General features: G+C 70.7%; 21 protein-coding genes. 7 read left to right on the forward strand and 14 right to left on the reverse strand.

All coding sequences use genetic code 11. The features are described from left to right. Window positions 1–4: 4 nt before the first annotated feature. Both ACTJJ4_RS09040 and ACTJJ4_RS09045 read right to left on the reverse strand, forming a co-directional pair. Window positions 5–727, reverse strand: a complete 723-nt coding sequence (locus ACTJJ4_RS09040; RefSeq protein WP_440943022.1) for a LysR family substrate-binding domain-containing protein — start codon at window positions 725–727, stop codon at window positions 5–7. A gap of 73 nt (window positions 728–800) precedes the next feature. Further along, complete coding sequence (locus ACTJJ4_RS09045) at window positions 801–1481, reverse strand: helix-turn-helix transcriptional regulator (protein ID WP_440943023.1); 681 nt, start codon at window positions 1479–1481, stop codon at window positions 801–803. A gap of 88 nt (window positions 1482–1569) precedes the next feature. Here ACTJJ4_RS09045 and ACTJJ4_RS09050 point away from each other — a divergent pair, with 88 nt between their 5' ends. Then, window positions 1570–1998 (forward strand): hypothetical protein, encoded by a 429-nt coding sequence (locus ACTJJ4_RS09050; RefSeq protein WP_440943024.1) that lies wholly within the window; start codon window positions 1570–1572, stop codon window positions 1996–1998. 95 nt (window positions 1999–2093) lie between these two features. On the opposite strand, the gene ACTJJ4_RS09055 is transcribed toward ACTJJ4_RS09050, so the two are convergent. Beyond that, complete coding sequence (locus ACTJJ4_RS09055; protein WP_440943025.1) at window positions 2094–2480, reverse strand: hypothetical protein; 387 nt, start codon at window positions 2478–2480, stop codon at window positions 2094–2096. Next, the gene (locus ACTJJ4_RS09060) at window positions 2477–4063 is read right to left on the reverse strand and encodes a PspC domain-containing protein (protein WP_440943026.1); all 1587 of its coding nucleotides are present in this window, start codon (window positions 4061–4063) and stop codon (window positions 2477–2479) included. The genes ACTJJ4_RS09055 and ACTJJ4_RS09060 overlap by 4 nt, the downstream gene beginning before the upstream one ends. Window positions 4064–4177: 114 nt before the next feature. On the opposite strand from ACTJJ4_RS09060, the gene ACTJJ4_RS09065 reads away from it, so the two are divergent. Next, a complete protein-coding gene (locus ACTJJ4_RS09065; protein WP_440943027.1) occupies window positions 4178–5413 on the forward strand; it encodes an ATP-binding protein in 1236 nt (411 codons plus the stop codon). Beyond that, complete coding sequence (locus ACTJJ4_RS09070) at window positions 5410–6090, forward strand: LuxR C-terminal-related transcriptional regulator (protein ID WP_440943028.1); 681 nt, start codon at window positions 5410–5412, stop codon at window positions 6088–6090. The genes ACTJJ4_RS09065 and ACTJJ4_RS09070 overlap by 4 nt, the downstream gene beginning before the upstream one ends. Window positions 6091–6236: 146 nt before the next feature. Here ACTJJ4_RS09070 and ACTJJ4_RS09075 read toward each other — a convergent pair whose 3' ends face one another. From ACTJJ4_RS09075 to tyrS, 4 genes are all read right to left on the reverse strand, one after another. After that, window positions 6237–6644: a transferase gene (locus ACTJJ4_RS09075; RefSeq protein ID WP_440943029.1), complete on the reverse strand. Its 408-nt coding sequence runs from the start codon at window positions 6642–6644 to the stop codon at window positions 6237–6239. A gap of 80 nt (window positions 6645–6724) precedes the next feature. Then, window positions 6725–7498: a DNA-formamidopyrimidine glycosylase family protein gene (locus ACTJJ4_RS09080; RefSeq protein ID WP_440943030.1), complete on the reverse strand. Its 774-nt coding sequence runs from the start codon at window positions 7496–7498 to the stop codon at window positions 6725–6727. Continuing rightward, complete coding sequence (locus ACTJJ4_RS09085) at window positions 7491–8246, reverse strand: EI24 domain-containing protein (RefSeq protein WP_440943031.1); 756 nt, start codon at window positions 8244–8246, stop codon at window positions 7491–7493. The genes ACTJJ4_RS09080 and ACTJJ4_RS09085 overlap by 8 nt, the downstream gene beginning before the upstream one ends. 148 nt (window positions 8247–8394) lie before the next feature. After that, window positions 8395–9591, reverse strand: a complete 1197-nt coding sequence (gene tyrS, locus ACTJJ4_RS09090; protein ID WP_440943032.1) for a tyrosine--tRNA ligase — start codon at window positions 9589–9591, stop codon at window positions 8395–8397. A 208-nt stretch (window positions 9592–9799) separates the two neighbouring features. Between tyrS and ACTJJ4_RS09095 the strand changes: the two genes are divergently transcribed. After that, window positions 9800–10267 carry an HIT family protein gene (locus tag ACTJJ4_RS09095; protein WP_440943033.1) on the forward strand — a complete coding sequence of 156 codons (468 nt, stop codon included), beginning with the start codon at window positions 9800–9802 and terminating at the stop codon, window positions 10265–10267. On the opposite strand, the gene ACTJJ4_RS09100 is transcribed toward ACTJJ4_RS09095, so the two are convergent. The 3 genes from ACTJJ4_RS09100 to ACTJJ4_RS09110 are packed head-to-tail and all read right to left on the reverse strand — an operon-like array spanning window position 10261 to window position 15489. After that, window positions 10261–10527 (reverse strand): Txe/YoeB family addiction module toxin, encoded by a 267-nt coding sequence (locus tag ACTJJ4_RS09100; RefSeq protein WP_440943034.1) that lies wholly within the window; start codon window positions 10525–10527, stop codon window positions 10261–10263. The two genes, ACTJJ4_RS09095 and ACTJJ4_RS09100, sit on opposite strands and share 7 nt — an antisense overlap. After that, window positions 10524–10772, reverse strand: a complete 249-nt coding sequence (locus tag ACTJJ4_RS09105) for a type II toxin-antitoxin system Phd/YefM family antitoxin (RefSeq protein WP_440943035.1) — start codon at window positions 10770–10772, stop codon at window positions 10524–10526. The genes ACTJJ4_RS09100 and ACTJJ4_RS09105 overlap by 4 nt, the downstream gene beginning before the upstream one ends. A gap of 52 nt (window positions 10773–10824) precedes the next feature. Beyond that, a complete protein-coding gene (locus ACTJJ4_RS09110) occupies window positions 10825–15489 on the reverse strand; it encodes an ATP-dependent helicase (protein ID WP_440943036.1) in 4665 nt (1554 codons plus the stop codon). A gap of 56 nt (window positions 15490–15545) precedes the next feature. Here ACTJJ4_RS09110 and ACTJJ4_RS09115 point away from each other — a divergent pair, with 56 nt between their 5' ends. Both ACTJJ4_RS09115 and ACTJJ4_RS09120 read left to right on the forward strand, forming a co-directional pair. Then, window positions 15546–16160, forward strand: a complete 615-nt coding sequence (locus ACTJJ4_RS09115) for a hypothetical protein (protein ID WP_440943037.1) — start codon at window positions 15546–15548, stop codon at window positions 16158–16160. A gap of 38 nt (window positions 16161–16198) precedes the next feature. Further along, on the forward strand, window positions 16199–16609 hold the full coding sequence (locus ACTJJ4_RS09120; RefSeq protein ID WP_292704326.1) for a DUF6157 family protein: 411 nt from the start codon (window positions 16199–16201) through the stop codon (window positions 16607–16609). Window positions 16610–16628: 19 nt separating this feature from the next. On the opposite strand, the gene ACTJJ4_RS09125 is transcribed toward ACTJJ4_RS09120, so the two are convergent. Both ACTJJ4_RS09125 and ACTJJ4_RS09130 read right to left on the reverse strand, forming a co-directional pair. Then, on the reverse strand, window positions 16629–16811 hold the full coding sequence (locus ACTJJ4_RS09125; protein ID WP_440943038.1) for a PspC domain-containing protein: 183 nt from the start codon (window positions 16809–16811) through the stop codon (window positions 16629–16631). A gap of 39 nt (window positions 16812–16850) precedes the next feature. Further along, window positions 16851–18473, reverse strand: coding sequence for an ABC-F family ATP-binding cassette domain-containing protein (locus ACTJJ4_RS09130; RefSeq protein WP_440943039.1), 1623 nt, complete (start codon window positions 18471–18473; stop codon window positions 16851–16853). A gap of 265 nt (window positions 18474–18738) precedes the next feature. Between ACTJJ4_RS09130 and ACTJJ4_RS09135 the strand changes: the two genes are divergently transcribed. Beyond that, window positions 18739–19023 (forward strand): hypothetical protein, encoded by a 285-nt coding sequence (locus ACTJJ4_RS09135; RefSeq protein ID WP_440943040.1) that lies wholly within the window; start codon window positions 18739–18741, stop codon window positions 19021–19023. Between the two features lie 3 nt (window positions 19024–19026). Here the strand turns inward: ACTJJ4_RS09135 and ACTJJ4_RS09140 are convergent, their stop codons facing one another. Further along, a complete protein-coding gene (locus ACTJJ4_RS09140) occupies window positions 19027–19668 on the reverse strand; it encodes an alpha/beta hydrolase (RefSeq protein WP_440943041.1) in 642 nt (213 codons plus the stop codon). Window positions 19669–19682: the final 14 nt, after the last annotated feature.

Below are 19682 nucleotides of genomic sequence, written 5' to 3' on the forward strand. Positions count from 1 at the left end.
GGGCTCAGCGCGAGGAGTTCGCGGTGCGCCCGCGCACGATGCCGATGAAGGTCTCGACATCGGGCGTGGTGATGTCACGCGGCCAGGCCAGGGCGACGGTCGAGGTCGGGCCGTCGCGGAGCATGCGGTAGTCGGCGTCCTTGCGCTTGTGCAGTCGCGCCAGCGACATCGGCACGATCAGGATGCCGACCCCGGAGGCGACGGTCGCCACCGCATCCTCGGTGGTCTCGATCGTGGGGAACCGCGGGGGGACGGTGGGGACGTCCAAGGGCCCGAGCACGTCGTCGCCCGGCGTGATCAGCACCTCGCCGGCGAGGTCATCGGCGGTGAGCTCGTCTGCGGCCATCAGGTGCGACTCCTTCGCCGCGATGACCACGGGCAGCTCGTCGTAGAGCGGGATCACGTGCAGGTCGTCCGCACGCGCCACCGGCAGCCGCACGAGCGCGAGGTCGACCTCGGCGAGCTGCTCGCGCTGCTCGGCGAACGACATCGGCACCAGCTCGAGCTCGACGTGCGGCATCCGCTCCTTCCAGGTGTCGATCCACCTGCCGGGCGTCGTGCCGGGGACCAGGCCGAGCCGCAGGGTGCGCGGCTCCTCGGGCGCCGGTCGCGGCTGCGGCGAGGGCTTCTTCGGTGCAGCCTTCCGCGGCGCGGGATTCTGCTGCGCCTTCTTCGACGCCGGCTTGCCCGGGCGCGGACGTGCGGGGCGGCGCCGGTCGTTCTTCATGGGTTCAGGGTATCCGGGCGGCGGCGTCGGCTGCTGAGAACAGGAGAGCAGTCGAGAACAGGGGATGCTGCGCTCAGGCCTCGGGACGGATCGCCACGCAGCACTGGCCGACGTGCGGCTCGCCGTGCGCCTGCAGGTGCGTGCAGTCCATGCCCTCGAGGATGCCGCCGATCAGCGAGAGGTTCGCCGAGCACACCAGCGCGGTGTGATCGCGGGCCAGCGAGTCGAATGGGCAGTTGGCGAGCATGAGCGCGCCGTCCTCCTCGTGCGGCTCGAAGCCCTGGGCCGCGAGCACCGCGGAGACCCGATCGAGGTCGCCCGCGGGCTCGGCGGGTCGGGGAGCGGATGCGGCGATCTGCAGGCCCTCGTCATGGGCGACGTCAGCGACGGCGCGATCGAGGTCGGCGCCCTCGGCGGCGCGCTCGATCGCGCCCGCCAGCAGATGACCGACCAGGTCGTACCGCCGTTCCGGGAGAGAGACGGAGATGGTCCCGCTCGCGCGCAGGTACAGCTTGGACGGACGGCCGGCGCCAGGGCCCGTGCGGCCGGACAGACGGCGGAACTCGGTCTCCAGAAGTCCCGCCTCGACGAGCTTGTCGAGGTGGAACCGTGCCATGTGCGCGGCGATGCCGACCGCCTCGGCGGCGGCATCCCTGCTGACCGGCTCGGTCTGCCCCGCGACGTACTCGTACAGCGCGCGCCGGGTCTCGTCGGCGAGGCTGCCGATGCTCGACGCCTGTGCGGTGATGTCCATGGTGACCTCTAAAAGAAGATGATCTTGCATTTAGAATCGGATGCTTCTATTTTTGATCCTAACTTCTTTTAGAAAGGATGGCTCGAAGATGAGCGGTCGTAGTGAAGCACGAGCCGCGATCATGCAGAACGGCGATCACGTCGCGTTCGTCCTGCTGCGCACGGTGTTCACTGTGGCGCCGATCCTGTTCGGACTGGACAAGTTCGTCAGGATCCTCACCTCGGATTGGGAGCGCTACCTGGCCCCCTGGATGAACGACATCATTCCCGGCGACGCCCGCACCGCGATGTACATCGTGGGCGTCGTGGAGATCGTCGCGGGCATCCTGGTCGCGTTCCTGCCCCGACTCGGCGGACTGGTGGTCGCAGCCTGGCTGCTCGGGATCATCGTCAGCCTGGTCAGCGTCGGCGGATACCTCGACATCGCCCTGCGCGATTTCGGGCTTCTCGTCGCCGCCCTGGCCCTCTCGTTCCTCGCTGCGGGACAAGGCCACGGGATGCTGCGGCGACGCAGCTGACCGGTCCGCGTAGGGACGCGGGCTCCGCGTGGGGACGCGGGCGCCGGAGGGCGGCGGACGGTGCTCTGACCGGCGCCCTCCTGCGCGGCGGCCTCTCAGGCCGAGCGGGCGACGCGGCGCTGCGCGCGCCGGATCAGCCCGACGAGCCCGCTGATGAGGACGAGCGCGCCCAGCGTCAGCAGGGCGAACGCGGTGATCGTCCCCGGGTTCAGCGAGGCGAACCAGTCGGTCACGCTGTCGTGGCGTTCGCCGTCGCTGAGCATCCAGATCCCGAACCAGGCGATCGCGGCGAAGCACAGGCCCCAGACGATCGCGGCCCAGCGGGTGCGGGGCGCAGGAGCGGATGCCGTGGCCGGCGCCTCCGCCAGCGGGTCGGAAGCCCCCTGCGAGGGGAGGATGGCGTCTTCGAGCGGGAGCGTCGCGTGCTCGGCATCCGGCGCGGACATGGTCTCGGGGAGCGGGACGGTCGGCTCGGTGTTCACTTCTCGGTCTCCTTCTCAGCGAGCGCGGAATAGGTGATGACGATGTCTCCCGCCTCCTGGTCGATGGTCACGGGGACGACCGTGACCGTCGACGGCACGTCGCGCGATGCGGGGTTCACGGGGGAGGAGATCGTCTCCTGGTAGACCGTGCGGCCATCAGGCCGCGTCGTGCCGGTGAAGGCGTCGTTCCCCCCGCCGATGGAGTTGCCCTCGGCATCCATCTCCATCCGGTTGCCGTACACGGTGACGTCGCCGACCGTCGCGGTCAGCCGGAGCTCCACGCCCTCGCCGACGAAGATCTCCGTGTGCCCGACGCCCTTGTGGACGGTCACCGGATAGGAATCACGGTCCGCGGTGTTCTGGAGGTACACGAGCATGTTCCCGAAGGGCTGACGCATGGTGCCCTCCTGGACGTTGCTCGCCGTCGCCTCTCCGAAGCGCACGTCTCCCATGGTCGCCGCGCCACCGGCGATCAGCCCCGCGACCAGGGTCACCGCGGTGAGGAACGCCAGGAACCCGCTCCGGCGCCGGGCGACTCCGGCGATCACCATGCCGAACGCGAAGACAAGTGCTGCGGAGAGCACCGCGAGGGCGCCCGTCGTGACGCCGGGGTCCGATGACAGCAGCCACACCGCCGCGGCGACGACCAGGGCCACGCCGATGGTCGTGGCGATGTAGGCGAAGCCCGCGCGTGGGTTCGAGGCGCGGCGGATGCGGCGTCGCTCGGCGGCCTCGGCGGCGAACGCCGCGGCGGCGGTCTGCCGCTCGGCGCGGGCCTGATCGCGCGCGGCGCGTTCGGCATCCTGCTGCTGCCGTCGCCACTCCTGGTCCTGCTGTTGCCATGCCGCGTGCTGGGCGCGCCAGGCGTCCAGCGCCCCGGCATCCGCAGGAGGGGCGGAGGGCTCAGGGATGAGGGAGGATGCCGGCGACGCGACCTCTGCACCCGAAGCGGGGTCCAAGCCGGCATCCTCCTCTCGGATCTCCGCATCGACGGCGGCACCCGAATAGCCGACCGGAGCGGAGGGGAACGGGGGAGTCTGCGCCTCTGAAGCCGTTCGAGACGCGTCACCCCCCGGAGTGCGGCGCGCGCCGCGCACGATCAGGACGAGCAGGATGCCGACCAGCACCAGCCCGACGATGAAGAGGAAGACGCCGAAGGCGCTCGCCCCATACGTCTGGTACGTGTACGGGCTGAGGATCCTCTCGAGGAGGAACAGCCCCGCGGTGGGCGTGACCGACAGCAGTCCGAGCAGGAACCCGGCGAGGATGCCGAGCTGCGCGGGCTCGAAGCGTCCGTGCAGCAGCTCACGCAGATGGATGCGGCCCTCCGGGTCGGGGAGCAGCGCCCAGGCCACGGCGTAGAGCAGGATCATCGGCAGTCCGAACAGGGCCGCCACCACGAGGATGCCGCGGACGATGAGCGGATCGATGCGCAGCCGGGAGGCGATGCCCGCCGCGACGCCGCCGATCCACCCGTCCGATCGGGCGACTCCGAGGCCGGACACCCAGGCGAAGAACCGATCGGATCGGCGGGGCAGCGGGGGCCGTTCTGGCGCTCGAGGCGGGGCAGTCGGGAAGGTCATGCTCCGATCCTGTCGATGCTGGACCGGGTGCCGCCATGGGGTGTTCCCCTGACTCGTCCCTGATCCTGGCCCCGGAGCCCCGGGATCGCGTCGTCCGGATGGTTGGATGGCGTCATGTCCTCTTCCGCGCAGCATCCGTCGACGCCTCTGGCGCGACCGCCGCGCGCTGCCGCGCCGCCGCGTCCGGAGCTGACGCGCGTGCGCGAATGCCTGATCTCGGGCACCGCCGAAGGGCTGGCCCGCCACCTGGGTGTGTCGACGTGGCTGGTGCGGGCGATGTTCATCGCGCTCACTGCGCTCTGCGGCGCCGGCATCCTGCTCTATCTCTGGTGCTGGGTCTTCACACCGTGGGAGCCGGGGGAGTCCGCGCCCTCCCGGCGGGCGCCGGTTGCGTGGGTGATGCTGGTCGTCGCGGTGATCCTCGAGCTGATCGTGCTGTTGACGCTGCGAGGCGGAGGCATGTTCAGTGTTTCGCCGGCGAATATGGGGGTCTATTCCACGAGGTATGCAGACCTGGGCGCGTTGTTCGGGTTGGTGCTGCTGCTGGTCGCCGGGTCACTGTGGACCGACCTGATCGACAGGCACGATCCGGCTCGCGGGCCCCGGCAGGCGGCGATAGTACGGGGGAGCACCATCATCCTGATGTTGGTCCTGCTGGTCGGGATGCTGACAAACCCGGTCGCTCCGGCGTACCTGCTCGTGCCTTTCGCCGGCCTGCTGGCGATGTTCGCCTCGTCGCTGATGCACCGCTGGCGCGAGCTCTCCGGTGAGCGGGTGCGGCGCATCCGCGAGGAGCAGCGCAGCGAGATGGCCGCGCACCTGCACGACTCGGTGCTGCAGACCCTCGCGCTCATCCAGAATCGCGCGGGCGCCTCCAGCGAGGCCGCCCGTCTCGCCCGGGCGCAGGAGCGCGAGCTGCGGGCCTGGCTCTATGACGGGGATGCTCCTGCCGACAGCGATCTGCCCACCGACCTGCGCGATTACGCGGGCGCGCTGGAGCTCGACTATCCCGTGCACATCGACGTCGTCTCCGCCGGGCTCTCGACCGAGCGGGCGAGCGGCGAGCTGGCCGCGGCGGCGCGCGAGGCCATGCTGAACGCGGCCAGACACGCCGGCGGCGAGGTCTCGGTGTACATCGAGGGGTCGACGAGCGGTGTCGACGTGTTCATCCGCGACCGCGGCGCCGGGTTCGACCTCGACGAGGTGCCGGGTGACCGCCTCGGAGTGCGGCAGTCGATCATCGGGCGGATGCGGCGGGCGGGAGGATCGGGCACCGTGCGCAGCGACGAGAACGGCACCGAGGTGCACCTGCGGATCGCGGGGACGCCACTGCGATCGGAGGACGTATGAGTGGCAGCATCCGCGTGGTGATCGTCGACGACCACTCGATCTTCCGCTCCGGCCTGCGCGCCGACCTCGACGAGACCGTCGAGGTCGTGGGCGAGGCCGCGGACGTGCCCTCGGCGATCGCCGTGATCCGCGAGACGATGCCGGACGTCGTGCTGCTGGATGTGCATCTTCCGGGCGGCCCTTCGACGGGCTCAGGGACCCAGCTTCCGGAGCCCACGGGCGGCGAGTCCGTGATCCGCGGCTCTGCTCCGACGACCGCGCGCTTCCTCGCGCTGAGCGTCTCGGATGCTGCGGAGGACGTGGTGCGGGTGATCCGCGCGGGCGCCCGCGGGTACATCACGAAGGGCTCATCGGGCGTGGAGGTCTCGAAGGCCGTGCACGCCGTCGCGGGCGGGGATGCGGTGTTCTCGCCGCGTCTGGCGGGCTTCGTGCTCGACGCCTTCGGTGCGGTGGCCGGCGAGACGGCCGCGGTGGACGACGAGCTCGACCGGCTCTCGGCACGCGAGCAGGAGGTCATGCGACTGATCGCGCGCGGCTACGCCTACAAGGAGGTCGCCGCGGAGCTGTTCATCTCGATCAAGACCGTGGAGACCCACGTGTCCGCGGTGCTGCGCAAGCTGCAGCTCTCCTCGCGACACGAGCTCACGGTCTGGGCATCCGAGCGCCGGCTGCTGTGACCCCGACGAGGGTCCTGTCCCAGTTGCGGCGGGTGACGGGCATCCGGACCAGCCGCTTCTGAGACACGCGCGCCGGTGGGTCCCGATGCGCGCGTCGGGGCAGCATCCGTCGCACCGGGAGACGACGGATGCTGCGCCTCGGGGGCTCAGGCGGCCAGCCAGAGCCCCTTCCGATCGGTCGCGATGCGCAGCCCTGCGGCGACGGTCTCGTCATCGCCGATCCGCGCCCCGCGGGCGATGCGCGCCCCCGCGCCGATCTCGGTGCGGACGCCGACGTGCGCGCCGTCGCCGATCACGGCCCCCTGGCCGATGTGCGCGTGCGCGTCGATGTAGGCGTCCTCGCCGATCACGGCATCCGAGTCGACCCAGGCGCCGCGGGCGACGCGCGCCCCGGCTCCGATCTTCGCCCCGGGTTCGACATAGGCCCCGGCTTCGACGACCGCCTTGGGGTTCACCTTCGCGCCGTGCGCGACGAGACCACGACCGTTGACGTGCTTGCGGTAGCGCAGCGTCTCGCCCTGGTCGTCCTCGATGTCGATGTAGTTCTTGCCCACGATTCCTCCCGTGTCCGGAGACTTCCGGATATACCTACAACCACGGGTCGTGCGATTTCATTCCCCATCGGGGATGGGCGTCATCGCTGGCAGTTCGGACACCAGAACGTGACGCGCTCGCGGGTCGGATCCGCGCCGAGTGCGCCGGTGCGGATGAGGGTTCCGCAGCGCCGGCACGGCCGGTTGGCGCGGCCGTAGACCCAGTCCGTGAAGCCGCGACGCGCGTCGCCGGTGAAGGTGCGGTCGATGCGGTCGCGGTTGGCGCGAATGGTGCGCACACCCAGGTCGATCAGTGCCGGGACGTCGACATCGGGGGTGGGCGTGGTGGGCAGGATGCCGCGCAGGAACAGCAGTTCGGCGGCGTACTCGTTGCCGAACCCGGCGACGTTGCGCTGGTCGAGCAGGGCGACGTGGATGCTGCGGTCGTCCGCGCTCAGCCGGCGGATCGCCTCCACGGCATCCCAGGCGTCCGACAGCGGATCGGGCCCCAGATGCCCGACCAGCTCGCCCTCGTCGCGGGTGGCGACGACCTTCACCTCGGCGATGTCGACGCCGACCGCCTCCCGGGCCGCCGTGCCGACGATCGCGCGGACCTTGAAGGCCGGATGCCGCCACTTCTCGCCGGTGCGGTAGATGCGCCACGTGCCGTCCATGCGCAGATGGGAATGAAGCGTGTGCTCGCCGATCCGCATCAGGATGTGCTTGCCGCGCGGCACGACCTCGTGCACGGTGCTGCCGGTCAGGTCGACGAGGGCGGCGCGGGGGACGCGCAGATCGAAGCGCGTCACCTGCTGGCCGTGCAGGGCGTCGTCGAGTCGGCGCGCCGCCTGGAAGACCGTGTCGCCCTCAGGCACGGGGAGCCCCCGCTTCCGGAGCCTGCGCGAGCAGTTCGCGGGCCAGCAGCGTGGCACCGGCGACGGCCGTCGGCATGATGAACACGGCGCCCAGCGGAACCATGAAGCAGAGCTGCGTCGCCACCCCGAAGCCGAGCAGCCGGGAGCGGCGGGTGGCGAACAGCTGCGAGCGCTCGAAGCTCGGCAGGTCGCGGGCGTTCAGCGCGCGTCCGGTCAGCTCGCGGGCGAGCAGCCGGCCGGTCAGCAGCACGCTGACGACCGCGGCGACGGCGGCACCCACCACCGGGATGAGTCCGAGGATCAGCGCGAGCAGGGCGACCAGGATGCCCAGCAGAACCAGGCGGATGCTCTCGCCGAGGGCCACGCGCAGCCCGCCGTCGCCCTCGGGGACATCGCCTCCGACATCGTTCTCGACCGCGCGCCAGATGCGCTGATAGAACGGATCGCCGATCAGCAGTGCGAGTGCGGTGAAGACCACGCTGGCCAGCACGAGAGAGCCGATGGTGATCACCGCTCCGATCGCGAAGCGCAGCGCGATCGCCCAGCCGGCGTCCCAGGAATCCGCGAACGGGGTGATCCAGCCGGTGATCGTCCCGAGCGAGAGCCACAGCGGGATGAGCGCAGCTGCGAGCACCACCAGGGCGATCAGTCCGGGAACCAGGCCGAGGGCCATCAGACCCGGCATCCGCTTCCAGTAGCCGAAGCCGCGCCCCAGGAACCGGATGCCGGTGAGGAACTCGCTGATCATGCTCGCCACACTATGTCACTCCGCCGACCCGCCGCCGGTCGCCGATCTGGCGCCGAGCCACCACGCAAGCGCCGAGCCACCAGGCGGATGGCGTGCATCTGGGTGGTGGCTCGGCAGTTCGATGGTGGCTCGGCGGCGACGGGCTATCTCAGCGCCACCCGGGCCCAGGAGCGCCTGCCGGTGCGGACGACGGACCGCTCGAGACGAGCACCTCCTGCTCCGGGTCGGTGACGGGGACGCCGTCGATCCGTACGGCGTCCTGGGAGATCAGGCGCCGCAGGGCCGACCTGCTCAGATCCGGCCGGACCTGCTCGAGCAGGGCGAGCGCGGTGGAGGCCGGATGCTGGATGCCGACCGTCACGAGCTCATCGGGCACCGCCCTGTGGGCGAAGACGTGGAGGAACGCCGCGCGCTCCCGGTCGGCGGTATCCGCGCCGTGGTACCGCTCGACGATCGCCGCGGCGAGGGTCAGCTTGGCGTCGCGCGCGATGCGTCCGTCGCGGGCCGCGTCGTCGGCCAGCGCGGACACGACCTCGTCGGGCAGGGTCGTGTACGCGCTCGCCCAGACGCCGACCAGCTCGTCGGGCAGGCTCATCGCCTTGCCGAACTTGTCGGTGGCGCTGTCGGTGAGCGCGATGTAGTTGCCGAGCGACTTCGACTGCTTGGGTCCGCCGTCCAGGCCCGGCGTGATGACAGTGGTGATCAGCGACTGCGGGCTCGCGCCGAGCCGCTGCTGGAACTGGCGGCCCATCATCTCGTTGAACAGCTGATCGGACCCGACGATCGTCAGATCGCTCTGCATGGCGAAGCTGTCGTAGCCCTGCAGCACAGGGTAGGTCAGCTCGTGCAGTGCGATCTCACGCCCCTGCGCGACGCGCTCGCGGAACATGTCGCGTGCCATCAGCTGCGCGTGGGTGGTCATGCTGAACAGACTCAGCAGCTCGGCGACCGGCATCCGATCGAACCACTCCGAGTTGCGGCGCACCTCGAACACGTCCGGTGCGGTGTCGAGCACGATCGAGACCTGATCGAGGAAGGCCTGCGCGTTCTGCTCGATCTGCTCAGCGGTGAGCACGGGGCGGGTCTCGCTCTTGCCGGTCGGATCGCCGACGCGGGTGGTGAGGTCGCCCAGCAGGAAGACCACGCGATGCCCGTGGTCCTGCAGGTGCCGCATGAGCCAGAGGTTCACCGCGTGACCCAGATGCAGGTCGGGTGCGGTGAGGTCCACGCCGTACTTGATGCGCAGCTGGCGGCCGCTCTCGAGCTTGGCGCGCAGCGCCTGCTCGTCGACGATCGCGTCGATGGTGCGGAGCATGGGACGCAGGATGTCGTCTGCGCTGGTCATGATGTTCCTCTCGATGGGTGCACGAGAGGGTGACGGGGCAGAGCCTCCCGTGGATACACGAAAGGCAAGGACGGTCGTCCTTGCCTGGGGCTCTGGCCTTGTCGGGCGCTACAGATCGCCGGCTCTGACCAGAGCCGGGAGATAGGTGTGCTGACGCGCCGTCATGCGGAGCAGGTTAGCACGTGGTCGGTGCATCTACGATGGCCGGGTGTGGTGGTCGGATGCGGAGTGGGCAGCGCTCGCGGATGGGCGGACGTGCGGCATGTGCGCGGACGCGCACCTCAACGAGAATCAGGACAGCCTGCTCGTCGCCTCGACCGCGACAACGCATGTGAGGCTGGTACGCAATCAGGCGCACCCTGGTTACTGCGTCGTGATCCTGCGCGACCACGAGACGGACCTGGCGGATCTGGCTCCTGGCGATCTCGCCGCCTTCTGGGGGGACGTGCAGCGCGCTGGGCGCGCCGTTGCGACAGTCATCGAGCCGCGCAAGATCGACTATCTCGTGATGGGCCATCGGATGCCGCACCTGCACTGCCGCGTGTTCCCCCAGCACGCGGAGGACGACCCCCACCGGAACGTGGACATTTCGGATGGCCCCGAGTATCCGTCGCCCACCGAATTGCGCGAGCGCGCGCTCCTGCTCAGGAAAGCCTGGCTGGCGGCGAGTCAGTAGTGATAGCGCGCCTGCAGGATGGTCACGGATCGGTCATCCGCGATGTACACGAGCCGGTTCGCCTCGTCGATCCTGCGCGACCACGCCCCGGCGAGGGCGTGCTTCAACGGCTCTGGTTTGCCTATGCCGTCGAACGGGTCGTCGCGCAGCAGATCCGCGATGAGCAGATTGATGCGCTTGAGAGTGCGTCGATCCTGTGTCTGCCAGTAGACATAGTCCTCCCACGCCTCGACGGTCCAGGTGAGAAGACGATCTGTCATTCGTCGATCAGGTCATGCTCGGAGACGTCACCGGTGCGTGCGCTCTCGAGCGCGGACAGCAGGCGGCGAGCGTTCTCAGGCGAGCGCAGCAGGTAGCTCGTCTCGACGAGCGAGTCGTACTCGTCCTTCGACATGAGTACGGCCGACCCGCGCTTCGACATGATCTCGATCTCCGAATGATCGAGATTGACACGCTCGATCAGGCCGAAGAGATCTCGACGCGCTTCGCTGGTGGTGATGGCCATGTCGACCTCCTCTCGTACCAGATATGGTACCACTCACGCTCGGGTGGTGGATTCACACCGCCTTGCGGAGGGCGTAGCCGCGCGGGGTCGCGACGAAGCCGGCTTCCTGCAGAGCGAGCGCGAAGGGCGTGCCGTAGACGCTGGCACCGTTGATCTTCTCGACCGTGAGCGTCTCGAGGCGCCGGGCACGGGAGGTCGCGACGAGATCGGATGCCGCAGCGCGCAGCACCTCGGGATCGTCGTCGAACGCGAGCACGGTACGGCCGCCGCGCTCCAGGTACAGCACGAGCGCGCCGTCGACGAGGACCACGAGCCCGCCGGCCTTGCGGCCCGGGCGGTGGGAGACCTCGTCGAGCCGCGGCCACGCGAGGGCTGCGCCGTACGGGTTCGCCGGGTCGGTCGCGGCGAGCGTGACGGCCTGCCGCGGCGGCGGATCGGCCAGGCCGGAGAACGTGCGGAGGCGGTCGACCGTGGTGGATGCCGCGAACTGCGCGGCCCCCAGCTTCTCGATCACGTAGCCGCGGCGGCAGTGACCCGCCTCCTCGAAGCCGGCCAGCACCCGGTACGCCTGCGCGAAGCCGCCCGGCACGCCCTCGGCCTGCACGGCCCCCCGAGTGACAACGCCGTACCGGTCGAGCAGCAGCCCGGCCGTCACGGTCGCGCGGCGTGCGGCATCTGGGTCGGTCTCCGGCAGCACCGCCCAGCGTCCGCCGAAGCCGGCCGAAGAAGGACGAGCCCCGGGCCGCGCCAGCGAGATGCCCCGGTATGTGCGGGTGCGCGGCGCGCGCCGTGCGGTCTTGTGCGCCTGCGAGCCGCCGGCGATCAGCGCCCGCACAGGCGAGAACGTGTCGTTCGTGACGTGACCCTGCCACGTCAGCGTCCAGAGGGCGTCGAGCACGGACTGCTCGTTCTCGGCATCCGTCATCGCGCGCAGCGCGCCCGCGAACGACGCTCCGCTGAGGCGCAGCACGTCGAGCACCTTCTCCTCCAGCGACCCCGCACCGGGTGACTCCTCGGGCACCGGCAGCGTCAACGGCGCCAGGTCGGCGGGATGCAGTGAGACCCAGCCGTCTCGGCCGGGAAGCGATCCGTGGCCGGCCCACACGACCTCACCTGCGGCGGTGAGCTCGTCGAGGAGCGCCGGTGCGTAGTCGCGCACCCGGCTCGGCAGCACCAGCGACTCCCACGCACTGGCGGGGATCGGCACACCCGCGAACTGCTCGATCACGCTGAGCACGCCGTCGATGCCCTCCAGCGGGCGGGTCAGGTGCTGCCAGTCCGGCAGGAACCGCGCATAGGCCTGCGGGCTGACCGGCTCGACGCTGCCGCGGATCGCCGCGAGCGAGCGCATCCGCAGCCGGCGCAGCACCTCGGCGTCGCACCACTCCTTGGCCCCGCTCGGATCGGCGTCGACGGCGGGCAGGAAGAAGCCGCTGGTCAGCCGTCCCGCCGATTCCAGCCGCTGCAGGGTGTGCCGCGCGACCGCGGCTCCGATCCCGAAGCGCGCGGCGACGGCATCCGTCGTGAACGGGCCGTGAGTGCGGGCGTGCCGTGACACGAGATCGCCGAGCGGGTCGGCGACGGGTTCCAGGAACGCGACCGGTATGCCCGTGGGCAGGGCCGCGCCGAGCGCGTCGCGCAGGCGCCCGGCATCCTCGATCACGGCGAAGCGGGAATGGCCGGCGATCGTGACCGGGACGGCGCGACGGGCCGTGACGAGCTCGGCGAGGAGAGCGGATGCCTGCTCGGGCGACGCGGATCCTTCACCCCCCTCGGCGGAGGGCTTCCCCCCGGCGGAGGGCTCCAGCCGCGCCGCGACCTCCTCGGCGTCCATGGGGCCCAGCATCCGCAGCAGATCGGCGACGCCCTCCAGTCCTCGCGCGCGGCGCTGCGGATCGAGGCGCTGCGCCTCCAGCTCGAACTGCGCGATCACGTCGGGGTCGAGAAGCTCGCGCATCTCGACCGTGCCGAGCAGTTCGCCCAGCAGCGCGGGGTCGACCGACAGTGCGGCGGCGCGGCGCTCGGCCAGCGGCGAATCGCCCTCGTACATGAACGCGCCGACGTAGCCGAAGAGCAGATCGCGCGCGTACGGCGAGGGTTGTGCGGGCTCGGTCTCGACCAGGCGGATGCGCCGCTCGGAGATGTCGGTGATGAGCCGGCGCAGCGACGGCAGGTCGTAGACATCCTGCAGCACCTCGCGCAGGGTCTCCAGGATCACCGGGAAGGTGGGGTGGCGTCTGGCGACCTCCAGCAGCTGCGCCGATCGCTGACGCTGCTGCCACAGCGGCGTGCGCTTGTTCGGGTTCATCCGCGGCATCAGGAGCGCGCGGGCGGCGCACTCGCGGAAGCGCGAGGCGAACAGCGCCGACCCGCCGACCTCGGCGGTGACGATCTGCTCCAGCTCGTCGGCGTCGAACACGAAGAGGTCCGCCCCGGGCGGTTCGGCATCGGCATCCGGAATGCGCACGATGATGCCGTCGTCGCTCGCGACCGCCGATCCCTCCACCCCGAGCCGCTCCCGCACGCGGGCGTTGATCGCCAGCGCCCACGGCGCGTGCACCTTCATGCCGTACGGGGAATGCAGGATCACCCGCCAGTCGCCGACCTCGTCGTGACCGCGCTCGACAGTGAGGGTGCGGTCGGTCGGCAGGGTCCCGGTGGCCTCGCGCTGCTCGGTCAGGTAACCGATCAGGTTGGCGCGCGCCATCTCGTCCAGGCCCGCGTCGATCAGGCGCTGCTGCGCCTTCGAGGGTTCGGCCGTGGAGACCTCGCGGGAGAAGCGGCCGAGGGCCTCGCCCAGCTCGAAGGGCCGGCCGATGCCGTCGCCGTGCCAGAACGGCACCTTGCCCGGCTGGCCGTACGCGGGGATGACGTTGACCCGGTCGTGGGTGATCTCGGCGATCCGCCAGCTGGTCGTGCCGAGTGTGAACACATCGCCGACGCGCGACTCGTAGACCATCTCCTCATCGAGTTCGCCGACCCGGGCTCCCGTGCTCTCGCCGGCGACGAAGACCCCGAAGAGACCGCGGTCGGGGATCGTCCCGCCGCTGGTCACGGCGATGCGCTGCGCACCGGGGCGGCCGGTCAGCGTTCCGGCATCCCGATCCCACACCACCCGCGGGCGCAGCTCGGCGAACTCGTCGGACGGGTACTTGCCGGCGAGCAGGTCGAGGGTGGCCTCGTAGGCGGAGCGGGGGAGCGTCTGGAACGGCGCGCTGCGCCGTACCGTCTCGAACCACTCCTCGACGGAGATCGGGTCGAGCGCGCAGGCCGCGACCGTCTGCTGGGCGAGGATGTCGAGCGGGTTGCGCGGCACGGCGATCGCCTCGATCTGCCCCTTCAGCATCCGCTCGGTGACGATCGCGGTGTGCAGCACGTCGCCGCGGTGCTTGGGGAAGAGGGATGCCCGGCTGATCTCGCCGACCTGGTGGCCGGCGCGGCCGACGCGCTGCAGGCCGGATGCCGCGGACGGCGGCGCCTCCACCTGGATCACCAGATCGACCGCGCCCATGTCGATGCCGAGCTCGAGGCTGCTCGTCGCGACCACGCAACGGAGGACGCCGGACTTCAGCTCCTCCTCGACGATCGCGCGCTGCTCCTTGGACACCGAGCCGTGATGGGCCTTCGCGAGCACGGGGTCGGCGCCCGCGGTCGATCCGGCCTGCGCCATCATGGCTGCCGGCGGGGCATTGTTCTCGGGAAGCGCGACGCCGATCCGCTCCGAGTAGATCTCGTTGAGCCGCCCGGTGAGCCGCTCCGCCAGCCGGCGCGAGTTCGCGAACACGATGGTCGACCGGTTCTCGAGCACCTTGTCGACGATCGCCTCCTCGACGTGCGGCCAGACGGAGCCGGTCACCTCGGCCTGCGCGGAGCTTGCCATGAAACCGTCGGCGGGCTCGTCGTTCGCGGTCGCGGCGCCGGGAGGCGGGGGAGGGTTGCGCATGTCCTCGATCGGCACCACCACGCCGAGCTCGAAGGTCTTCACGGCGCGCGGCGCCACGATGTCGACCGGCGCGGAGCCGCCGAGGAAGCGGGCGACCTCGTCGATCGGACGGACGGTGGCCGACAGCCCGATGCGCTGCGCCGGCGACTCCGCGCCACGCGCTGCGCGCAGGGCATCCAGCCGCTCCAGACTCACCGCGAGATGCGCGCCGCGCTTGGTGGCGGCCACCGCGTGCACCTCGTCGATGATCACCGTGTGCACGCCGCGCAGCGTCTCGCCGGCGCGGCTGGTGAGCATCAGGTACAGCGATTCGGGCGTCGTGATCAGGATGTCGGGCGGCGCGCTGACCAGCTTGCGCCGGTCGCTGGACGTGGTGTCGCCGGAACGCACCCCGACGGTGACCTCTGGCACAGGAAGGCCCAGCCGCCTGGCGGACTGACCGATGCCGATCAGCGGCGAGCGGAGATTGCGCTCGACGTCGACGCCCAGCGCCTTCAGCGGAGAGATGTAGAGGATGCGCGTGCGCGGCGTGCCGTCGGGCGAATCATCAATGGGTCCCTGAGCCTGCCGAAGGGCCCGCTCCCGGAACACACTGTCGATCGCCCACAGGAACGCGGACAGCGTCTTGCCCGACCCGGTCGGGGCGACGACGAGGGCGTTGCGTCCTGCGGAGATCGCCTCCCAGGCGCCCGCCTGAGCGTTCGTCGGCGCGTCGAACGCCCCGCGGAACCAGTCCTGGGTCGCGGGCGTGAAGCGGTCGAGCACATCGCTCATCCCTCCATCATGGGCCAGGCCGCCGACACTCTGGCGGCCTCCGATACCGTGAGCGGATGGAAGAGGCCGAGTTCACGCGTCTGTACGGAGATTGGGCGCCGCGCACCCCCGAGGACGTCCGGGACTTCTTCGACGGCTACGGCGGCACGTGGTGGATCGCCGGCGGCTGGGCGCTGCAGGCCTTCACGGGTGTCGAGCGCCACCACGAGGACATCGATCCCGGCATCCTGCGCGCCGAGCTGCCGCTCCTGCGTGCGCACGTCGGCGATCGTCTGCACCTGTGGGCGGCGTTCTCGGGGGCGCTGAAGCCGGTGGCATCCGACGATCCGGACGACCTCCCCGACGGATGCGGACAGCTCTGGGCGCGCCGCAGCGCCGCCGATTCGTGGGAGTACGACATCCTGCTCGGCCCGGGAACACCGGACGAGTGGCGGTACAGGCGCGATCCGAGCGTCCGGATGCCGATGGCCGACGCCCTGTGGGAGCGCGACGGCATCCGCTACCTGCAGCCAGAGATCCAGCTGCTCTACAAGGCCAGGGGACTGCGTGACAAGGATCGCGCCGACTTCGACGCGACCCTGCCGTTCCTGGACGATCGGCGCCGGGCCTGGCTCGCGGATGCCCTGCGGCGGACGATCCCGGGGCACCCGTGGCTCGTGTCGCTGGGCTGATCCTCGACAATGTCGCCGGGGTGGGGGATGCTGGCCGCATGGCGCACACGACGAACTACACGAACACGTTCATCGAGGTCTCGGAGGACTGCCGTGCCGAGCACGGCGAGGAGCCTCCGATCGCCGAGAACCTCTCCATCGCCGCGCTGCACTACCGACTGCTCATCGAGGAGCCGTACACGCGCACGTCGGACGACGTGCTGTTCGAGACGCACGCGCTGCGCAAGGGCATCGACCCGCACGACGAGGCGGCCAGGGAGGAGTTCTTCTCGAAGGGCCAGGCCTGCCTGCGCTCGTCGCCGCTGGGCAAGCGCTACGGCTGGGGGACGCACCACGATGCCGAGGGGCGTGTGGCCCTGATCCCGCGCGATTCCGAGGAGTACGCGCGACTGGCGTCGGATCCGGGGCTGGCGCACACCAGGGCCATGCGCTCCAGCCGGGCGGCGTGAGCCTCAGAAGGCGCGAGCCTCAGAACTCGTTCGGGACGATGATCCAGAGCAGCACGTAGGCCCAGATCGACAGGCCCGCGAAGAGCACGGCCAGCACCGTGACCACGCGCACCGTCGTCGGACTGAGGTCGAATCGTCGCGCCACGGCCGAGCAGACGCCGGCGATCACGCGGTCCTGGCGAGGGCGGACGAGAGGAGTCATGCCTCCCATCCTGTCCGCCAGGACCGCGCCGGGGAACCCTCACCCGATCTGGGCGAGCTCGCCCTCGGCATCCAGCTCAAGTGTCAGATCGAGCTCGAGCCGCTGCAGGAACACGTCGTCGTGGCTGACGACGAGCACCGCTCCGCGGTAGGCGCGCAGCGCCTGGACCAGCTGATCGACCGTGTCCAGGTCGAGGTTGTTGGTCGGCTCGTCGAGCACCACGAGGTGCGGCGGGGGATCGGCGAGCAGCAGCTTCGCCAGCGCCACCCGGAATCTCTCGCCGCCCGACAGGGCGCCGACCGGGCGGTCCATCGTCGCGCCGCGGATCAGGAACCGGGCGAGCCGGTTGCGCAGCTCCTTGTCCGGCACATGCGGCGCCGCCGCCGCGATGTTCTCCACCACGGACGCCGACTCGTCGAGCCCGTCCACGCGCTGGGACAGGTATCCGATCTGGTCGGTGTGCGCCTCCGCGACCAGCTCCGGGTTCATCGGGAACCCGGATGCCGCGGCATCCGTCACCAGCCGCCGCAGCAGCGTGGTCTTCCCGACGCCGTTGCGCCCGATCAGCGCCACCCGCTCCGGGCCCTTCACCACCCACGACCGCGTCCCGTCGCCGAGCGTGGCGATGCGCCGCGAGTTCGAGACGCCCGGATCGGGCAGCTCGATCTTCATCGACGCGTCGTCGCGCACTCGGCGCCCGGCGGCGTCCATCGCGGCGCGTGCCGTCTCCTCCTTGCCTGCCACCTCGGTGCGCAGCCGGCCGGCCGAGACCTGGGCGGCCATCTTGCGGCCGTTCGCGATGATCTTCGGAACCCGCTTCTCCTCGAAGGCCTTGCGGCCCATCTGCGCCCGGTGCGCGAGCTTGGTCTCGGCCTCGATGCGCTGACGCTTCTCCTTCTTGAACGCCTGCGTCGCATCGCGCTCATCCTGCCGGGCGGCCTCCTGCTCGGCGTCCAGCCAGGCCCGCCACTCGGAGTACGGGCCGCCGAACACGCTCAGGCTGCTGCCGTAGAGCTCGGCGGTGTCATCCATCAGCTCCAGCAGCGCGATGTCGTGACTCACCACGATCAGCGTGCCCTTCCAGCTGCGGACCATGTCCGCCAGGCGGCCTCGCGCCACGCGGTCGAGGTTGTTGGTCGGCTCGTCGAGCAGGGTGATCGGCGCGTGACGCAGCCGGATGCCGGCGATCGCGACCAGCACGGACTCACCGCCGGACAGCTCGCCGACGGTGCGATCGAGGAACGACGGGTCGAGCCCGGCCTCGGCGAGGGACACCTCGGCTCTCGCCTCGATGTCCCAGTCGTCGCCCACCGCATCGAAATGCGCCGGGTCGACGTCGCCGGCGGTGATCGCACGCACGGCGTCGAGCTGTGCGGCGATACCGAGCAGCTCGGCGACGCGCCGTTCCGTGTCGAGCGTGAGACGCTGCGGCAGGTAGGCGACCTCGGCCGTGCGGATGATCTGCCCCGAGGTGGGGACGAGATCACCGGCGATCAGTCGCAGCAGCGTGGACTTGCCGGCGCCGTTGCGCCCGACGAGCCCGGTGCGACCGGACCCGAACGAGCCCGACACGGCGTCGAGCGCCACGGACCCGTCCGCCCAGGCGAACGTGAGCCGGTCGAGCGTGACGGCGGCGGAGGTGAAAGTGGTCGGTGTTGACATGAGCGACTCCCGGAAGTGTGCGGGTGCGCGGATGCCGACGAGTCACGTCACGTCGAGAACGACGTGGAAGACGGATGCCGGTGGCAGGAAGGATCGTCGGATCAGCGCGTGGATGATTTACGCGGAGAGGCGACGATTCAGATCAAAGGACTTCCAGACACGGCGGACAGGACTCTGAGACGATACCGGCTCGATCGGGTTCACGCAACCCGGGCGTGTCGACGGCAGGCGGATGGGGGCGTCCGTCCCGCGTAGGTTGGATGTCATGGACGACAGGCAGCCGAGTTCCCACGAGATGAGGGCCCGCATGGGCTTCGCGGGGAGCATCATCATCGGTCTCGGCGTGGCGGCAGCACTCGGCACCGCGACGAACAGCATGCCGGTCGGACTCGGCGTCGGCCTCGCCGTGACCGTCGCGCTCATGGTGGTGTTCACGCGCGCGGGCGCGCGGAAGCGGCATCCGGGTGCAGGCGACGGGACGGATGCCGGACACGGCACCGAACGCGAGCGCGGACCCGGCGACGACGGCGATACCCGGACACCGGCCTGAGCGTCAGGCGTCGAGCGCGTCCTTCCACTGCGACAGGAACACATCGACGTCGGACAGCTCCTGCTCGGAGATGGAGTGGGTGAGACCCGGGTACACGCGCCCGGAGAGCTCGGCATGCGAGGGCAGCCACTGCGCGGTGTGGTCGATGAGGTTCGGCGGGATCACGTCGTCGCGGCTTCCGCGGCCCCAGAACACCGGCGGCCTCCGCTCCTGCAGTGCGGCATCGTGCGGCAGATCGCCGGGGGCGGCGTACCCGCTCAGCACGACGACCGCATCGATCCGCTCCGGCGCGAGGCGCAGCGCCTGAAGCGCGACGGCGCCGCCCTGCGAGAAGCCCAGCAGGGCGACATGCGCCGCATCGGCGGCGGCGTCCAGCCAGCGCAGCAGTCCTTCCGCGGCAAGCGTGATGCCCGCCGCATCCCTCGTGTTCAGCGAGTCGATCGGGTACCACGAGCGACCGGGCATGGGCCAGGGCGGCGTCAGCGGTGCGGCGACGGACGCCACCGCGAGCCCGTCGGGCAGGTAGGGGACCAGTCCGAACAGGTCGTTCTCGTCAGCGCCGTAGCCGTGCAGCAGCACGAGCAGCGGCCTCCCGGCGCGCTCGCCGGGCGACCAGCGCGTCAGGCCGTCGTCGATCTCGGTCATGCCCTCATCCTGCC

This window comes from Microbacterium sp. 22195 (assembly GCF_052056515.1).
Taxonomy (GTDB): Bacteria; Actinomycetota; Actinomycetes; order Actinomycetales; family Microbacteriaceae; genus Microbacterium.

What these genes read in the sequence shown, in the direction of transcription:
- ACTJJ4_RS09110 (WP_440943036.1), bottom strand. Translation starts at nt 15,489, where the DNA reads ATGAGCGATGTGCTCGACCGCTTCACGCCCGCGACCCAGGACTGGTTC.
- ACTJJ4_RS09045 (WP_440943023.1), bottom strand. Translation starts at nt 1,481, where the DNA reads ATGGACATCACCGCACAGGCGTCGAGCATCGGCAGCCTCGCCGACGAG.
- ACTJJ4_RS09040 (WP_440943022.1), bottom strand. Translation starts at nt 727, where the DNA reads ATGAAGAACGACCGGCGCCGCCCCGCACGTCCGCGCCCGGGCAAGCCG.
- tyrS (WP_440943032.1), bottom strand. Translation starts at nt 9,591, where the DNA reads ATGACCAGCGCAGACGACATCCTGCGTCCCATGCTCCGCACCATCGAC.
- ACTJJ4_RS09050 (WP_440943024.1), top strand. Translation starts at nt 1,570, where the DNA reads ATGAGCGGTCGTAGTGAAGCACGAGCCGCGATCATGCAGAACGGCGAT.
- ACTJJ4_RS09120 (WP_292704326.1), top strand. Translation starts at nt 16,199, where the DNA reads ATGGCGCACACGACGAACTACACGAACACGTTCATCGAGGTCTCGGAG.
- ACTJJ4_RS09085 (WP_440943031.1), bottom strand. Translation starts at nt 8,246, where the DNA reads ATGATCAGCGAGTTCCTCACCGGCATCCGGTTCCTGGGGCGCGGCTTC.
- ACTJJ4_RS09130 (WP_440943039.1), bottom strand. Translation starts at nt 18,473, where the DNA reads ATGTCAACACCGACCACTTTCACCTCCGCCGCCGTCACGCTCGACCGG.
- ACTJJ4_RS09070 (WP_440943028.1), top strand. Translation starts at nt 5,410, where the DNA reads ATGAGTGGCAGCATCCGCGTGGTGATCGTCGACGACCACTCGATCTTC.
- ACTJJ4_RS09065 (WP_440943027.1), top strand. Translation starts at nt 4,178, where the DNA reads ATGTCCTCTTCCGCGCAGCATCCGTCGACGCCTCTGGCGCGACCGCCG.
- ACTJJ4_RS09105 (WP_440943035.1), bottom strand. Translation starts at nt 10,772, where the DNA reads ATGGCCATCACCACCAGCGAAGCGCGTCGAGATCTCTTCGGCCTGATC.
- ACTJJ4_RS09125 (WP_440943038.1), bottom strand. Translation starts at nt 16,811, where the DNA reads ATGACTCCTCTCGTCCGCCCTCGCCAGGACCGCGTGATCGCCGGCGTC.
- ACTJJ4_RS09135 (WP_440943040.1), top strand. Translation starts at nt 18,739, where the DNA reads ATGGACGACAGGCAGCCGAGTTCCCACGAGATGAGGGCCCGCATGGGC.
- ACTJJ4_RS09100 (WP_440943034.1), bottom strand. Translation starts at nt 10,527, where the DNA reads ATGACAGATCGTCTTCTCACCTGGACCGTCGAGGCGTGGGAGGACTAT.
- ACTJJ4_RS09140 (WP_440943041.1), bottom strand. Translation starts at nt 19,668, where the DNA reads ATGACCGAGATCGACGACGGCCTGACGCGCTGGTCGCCCGGCGAGCGC.
- ACTJJ4_RS09060 (WP_440943026.1), bottom strand. Translation starts at nt 4,063, where the DNA reads ATGACCTTCCCGACTGCCCCGCCTCGAGCGCCAGAACGGCCCCCGCTG.
- ACTJJ4_RS09115 (WP_440943037.1), top strand. Translation starts at nt 15,546, where the DNA reads ATGGAAGAGGCCGAGTTCACGCGTCTGTACGGAGATTGGGCGCCGCGC.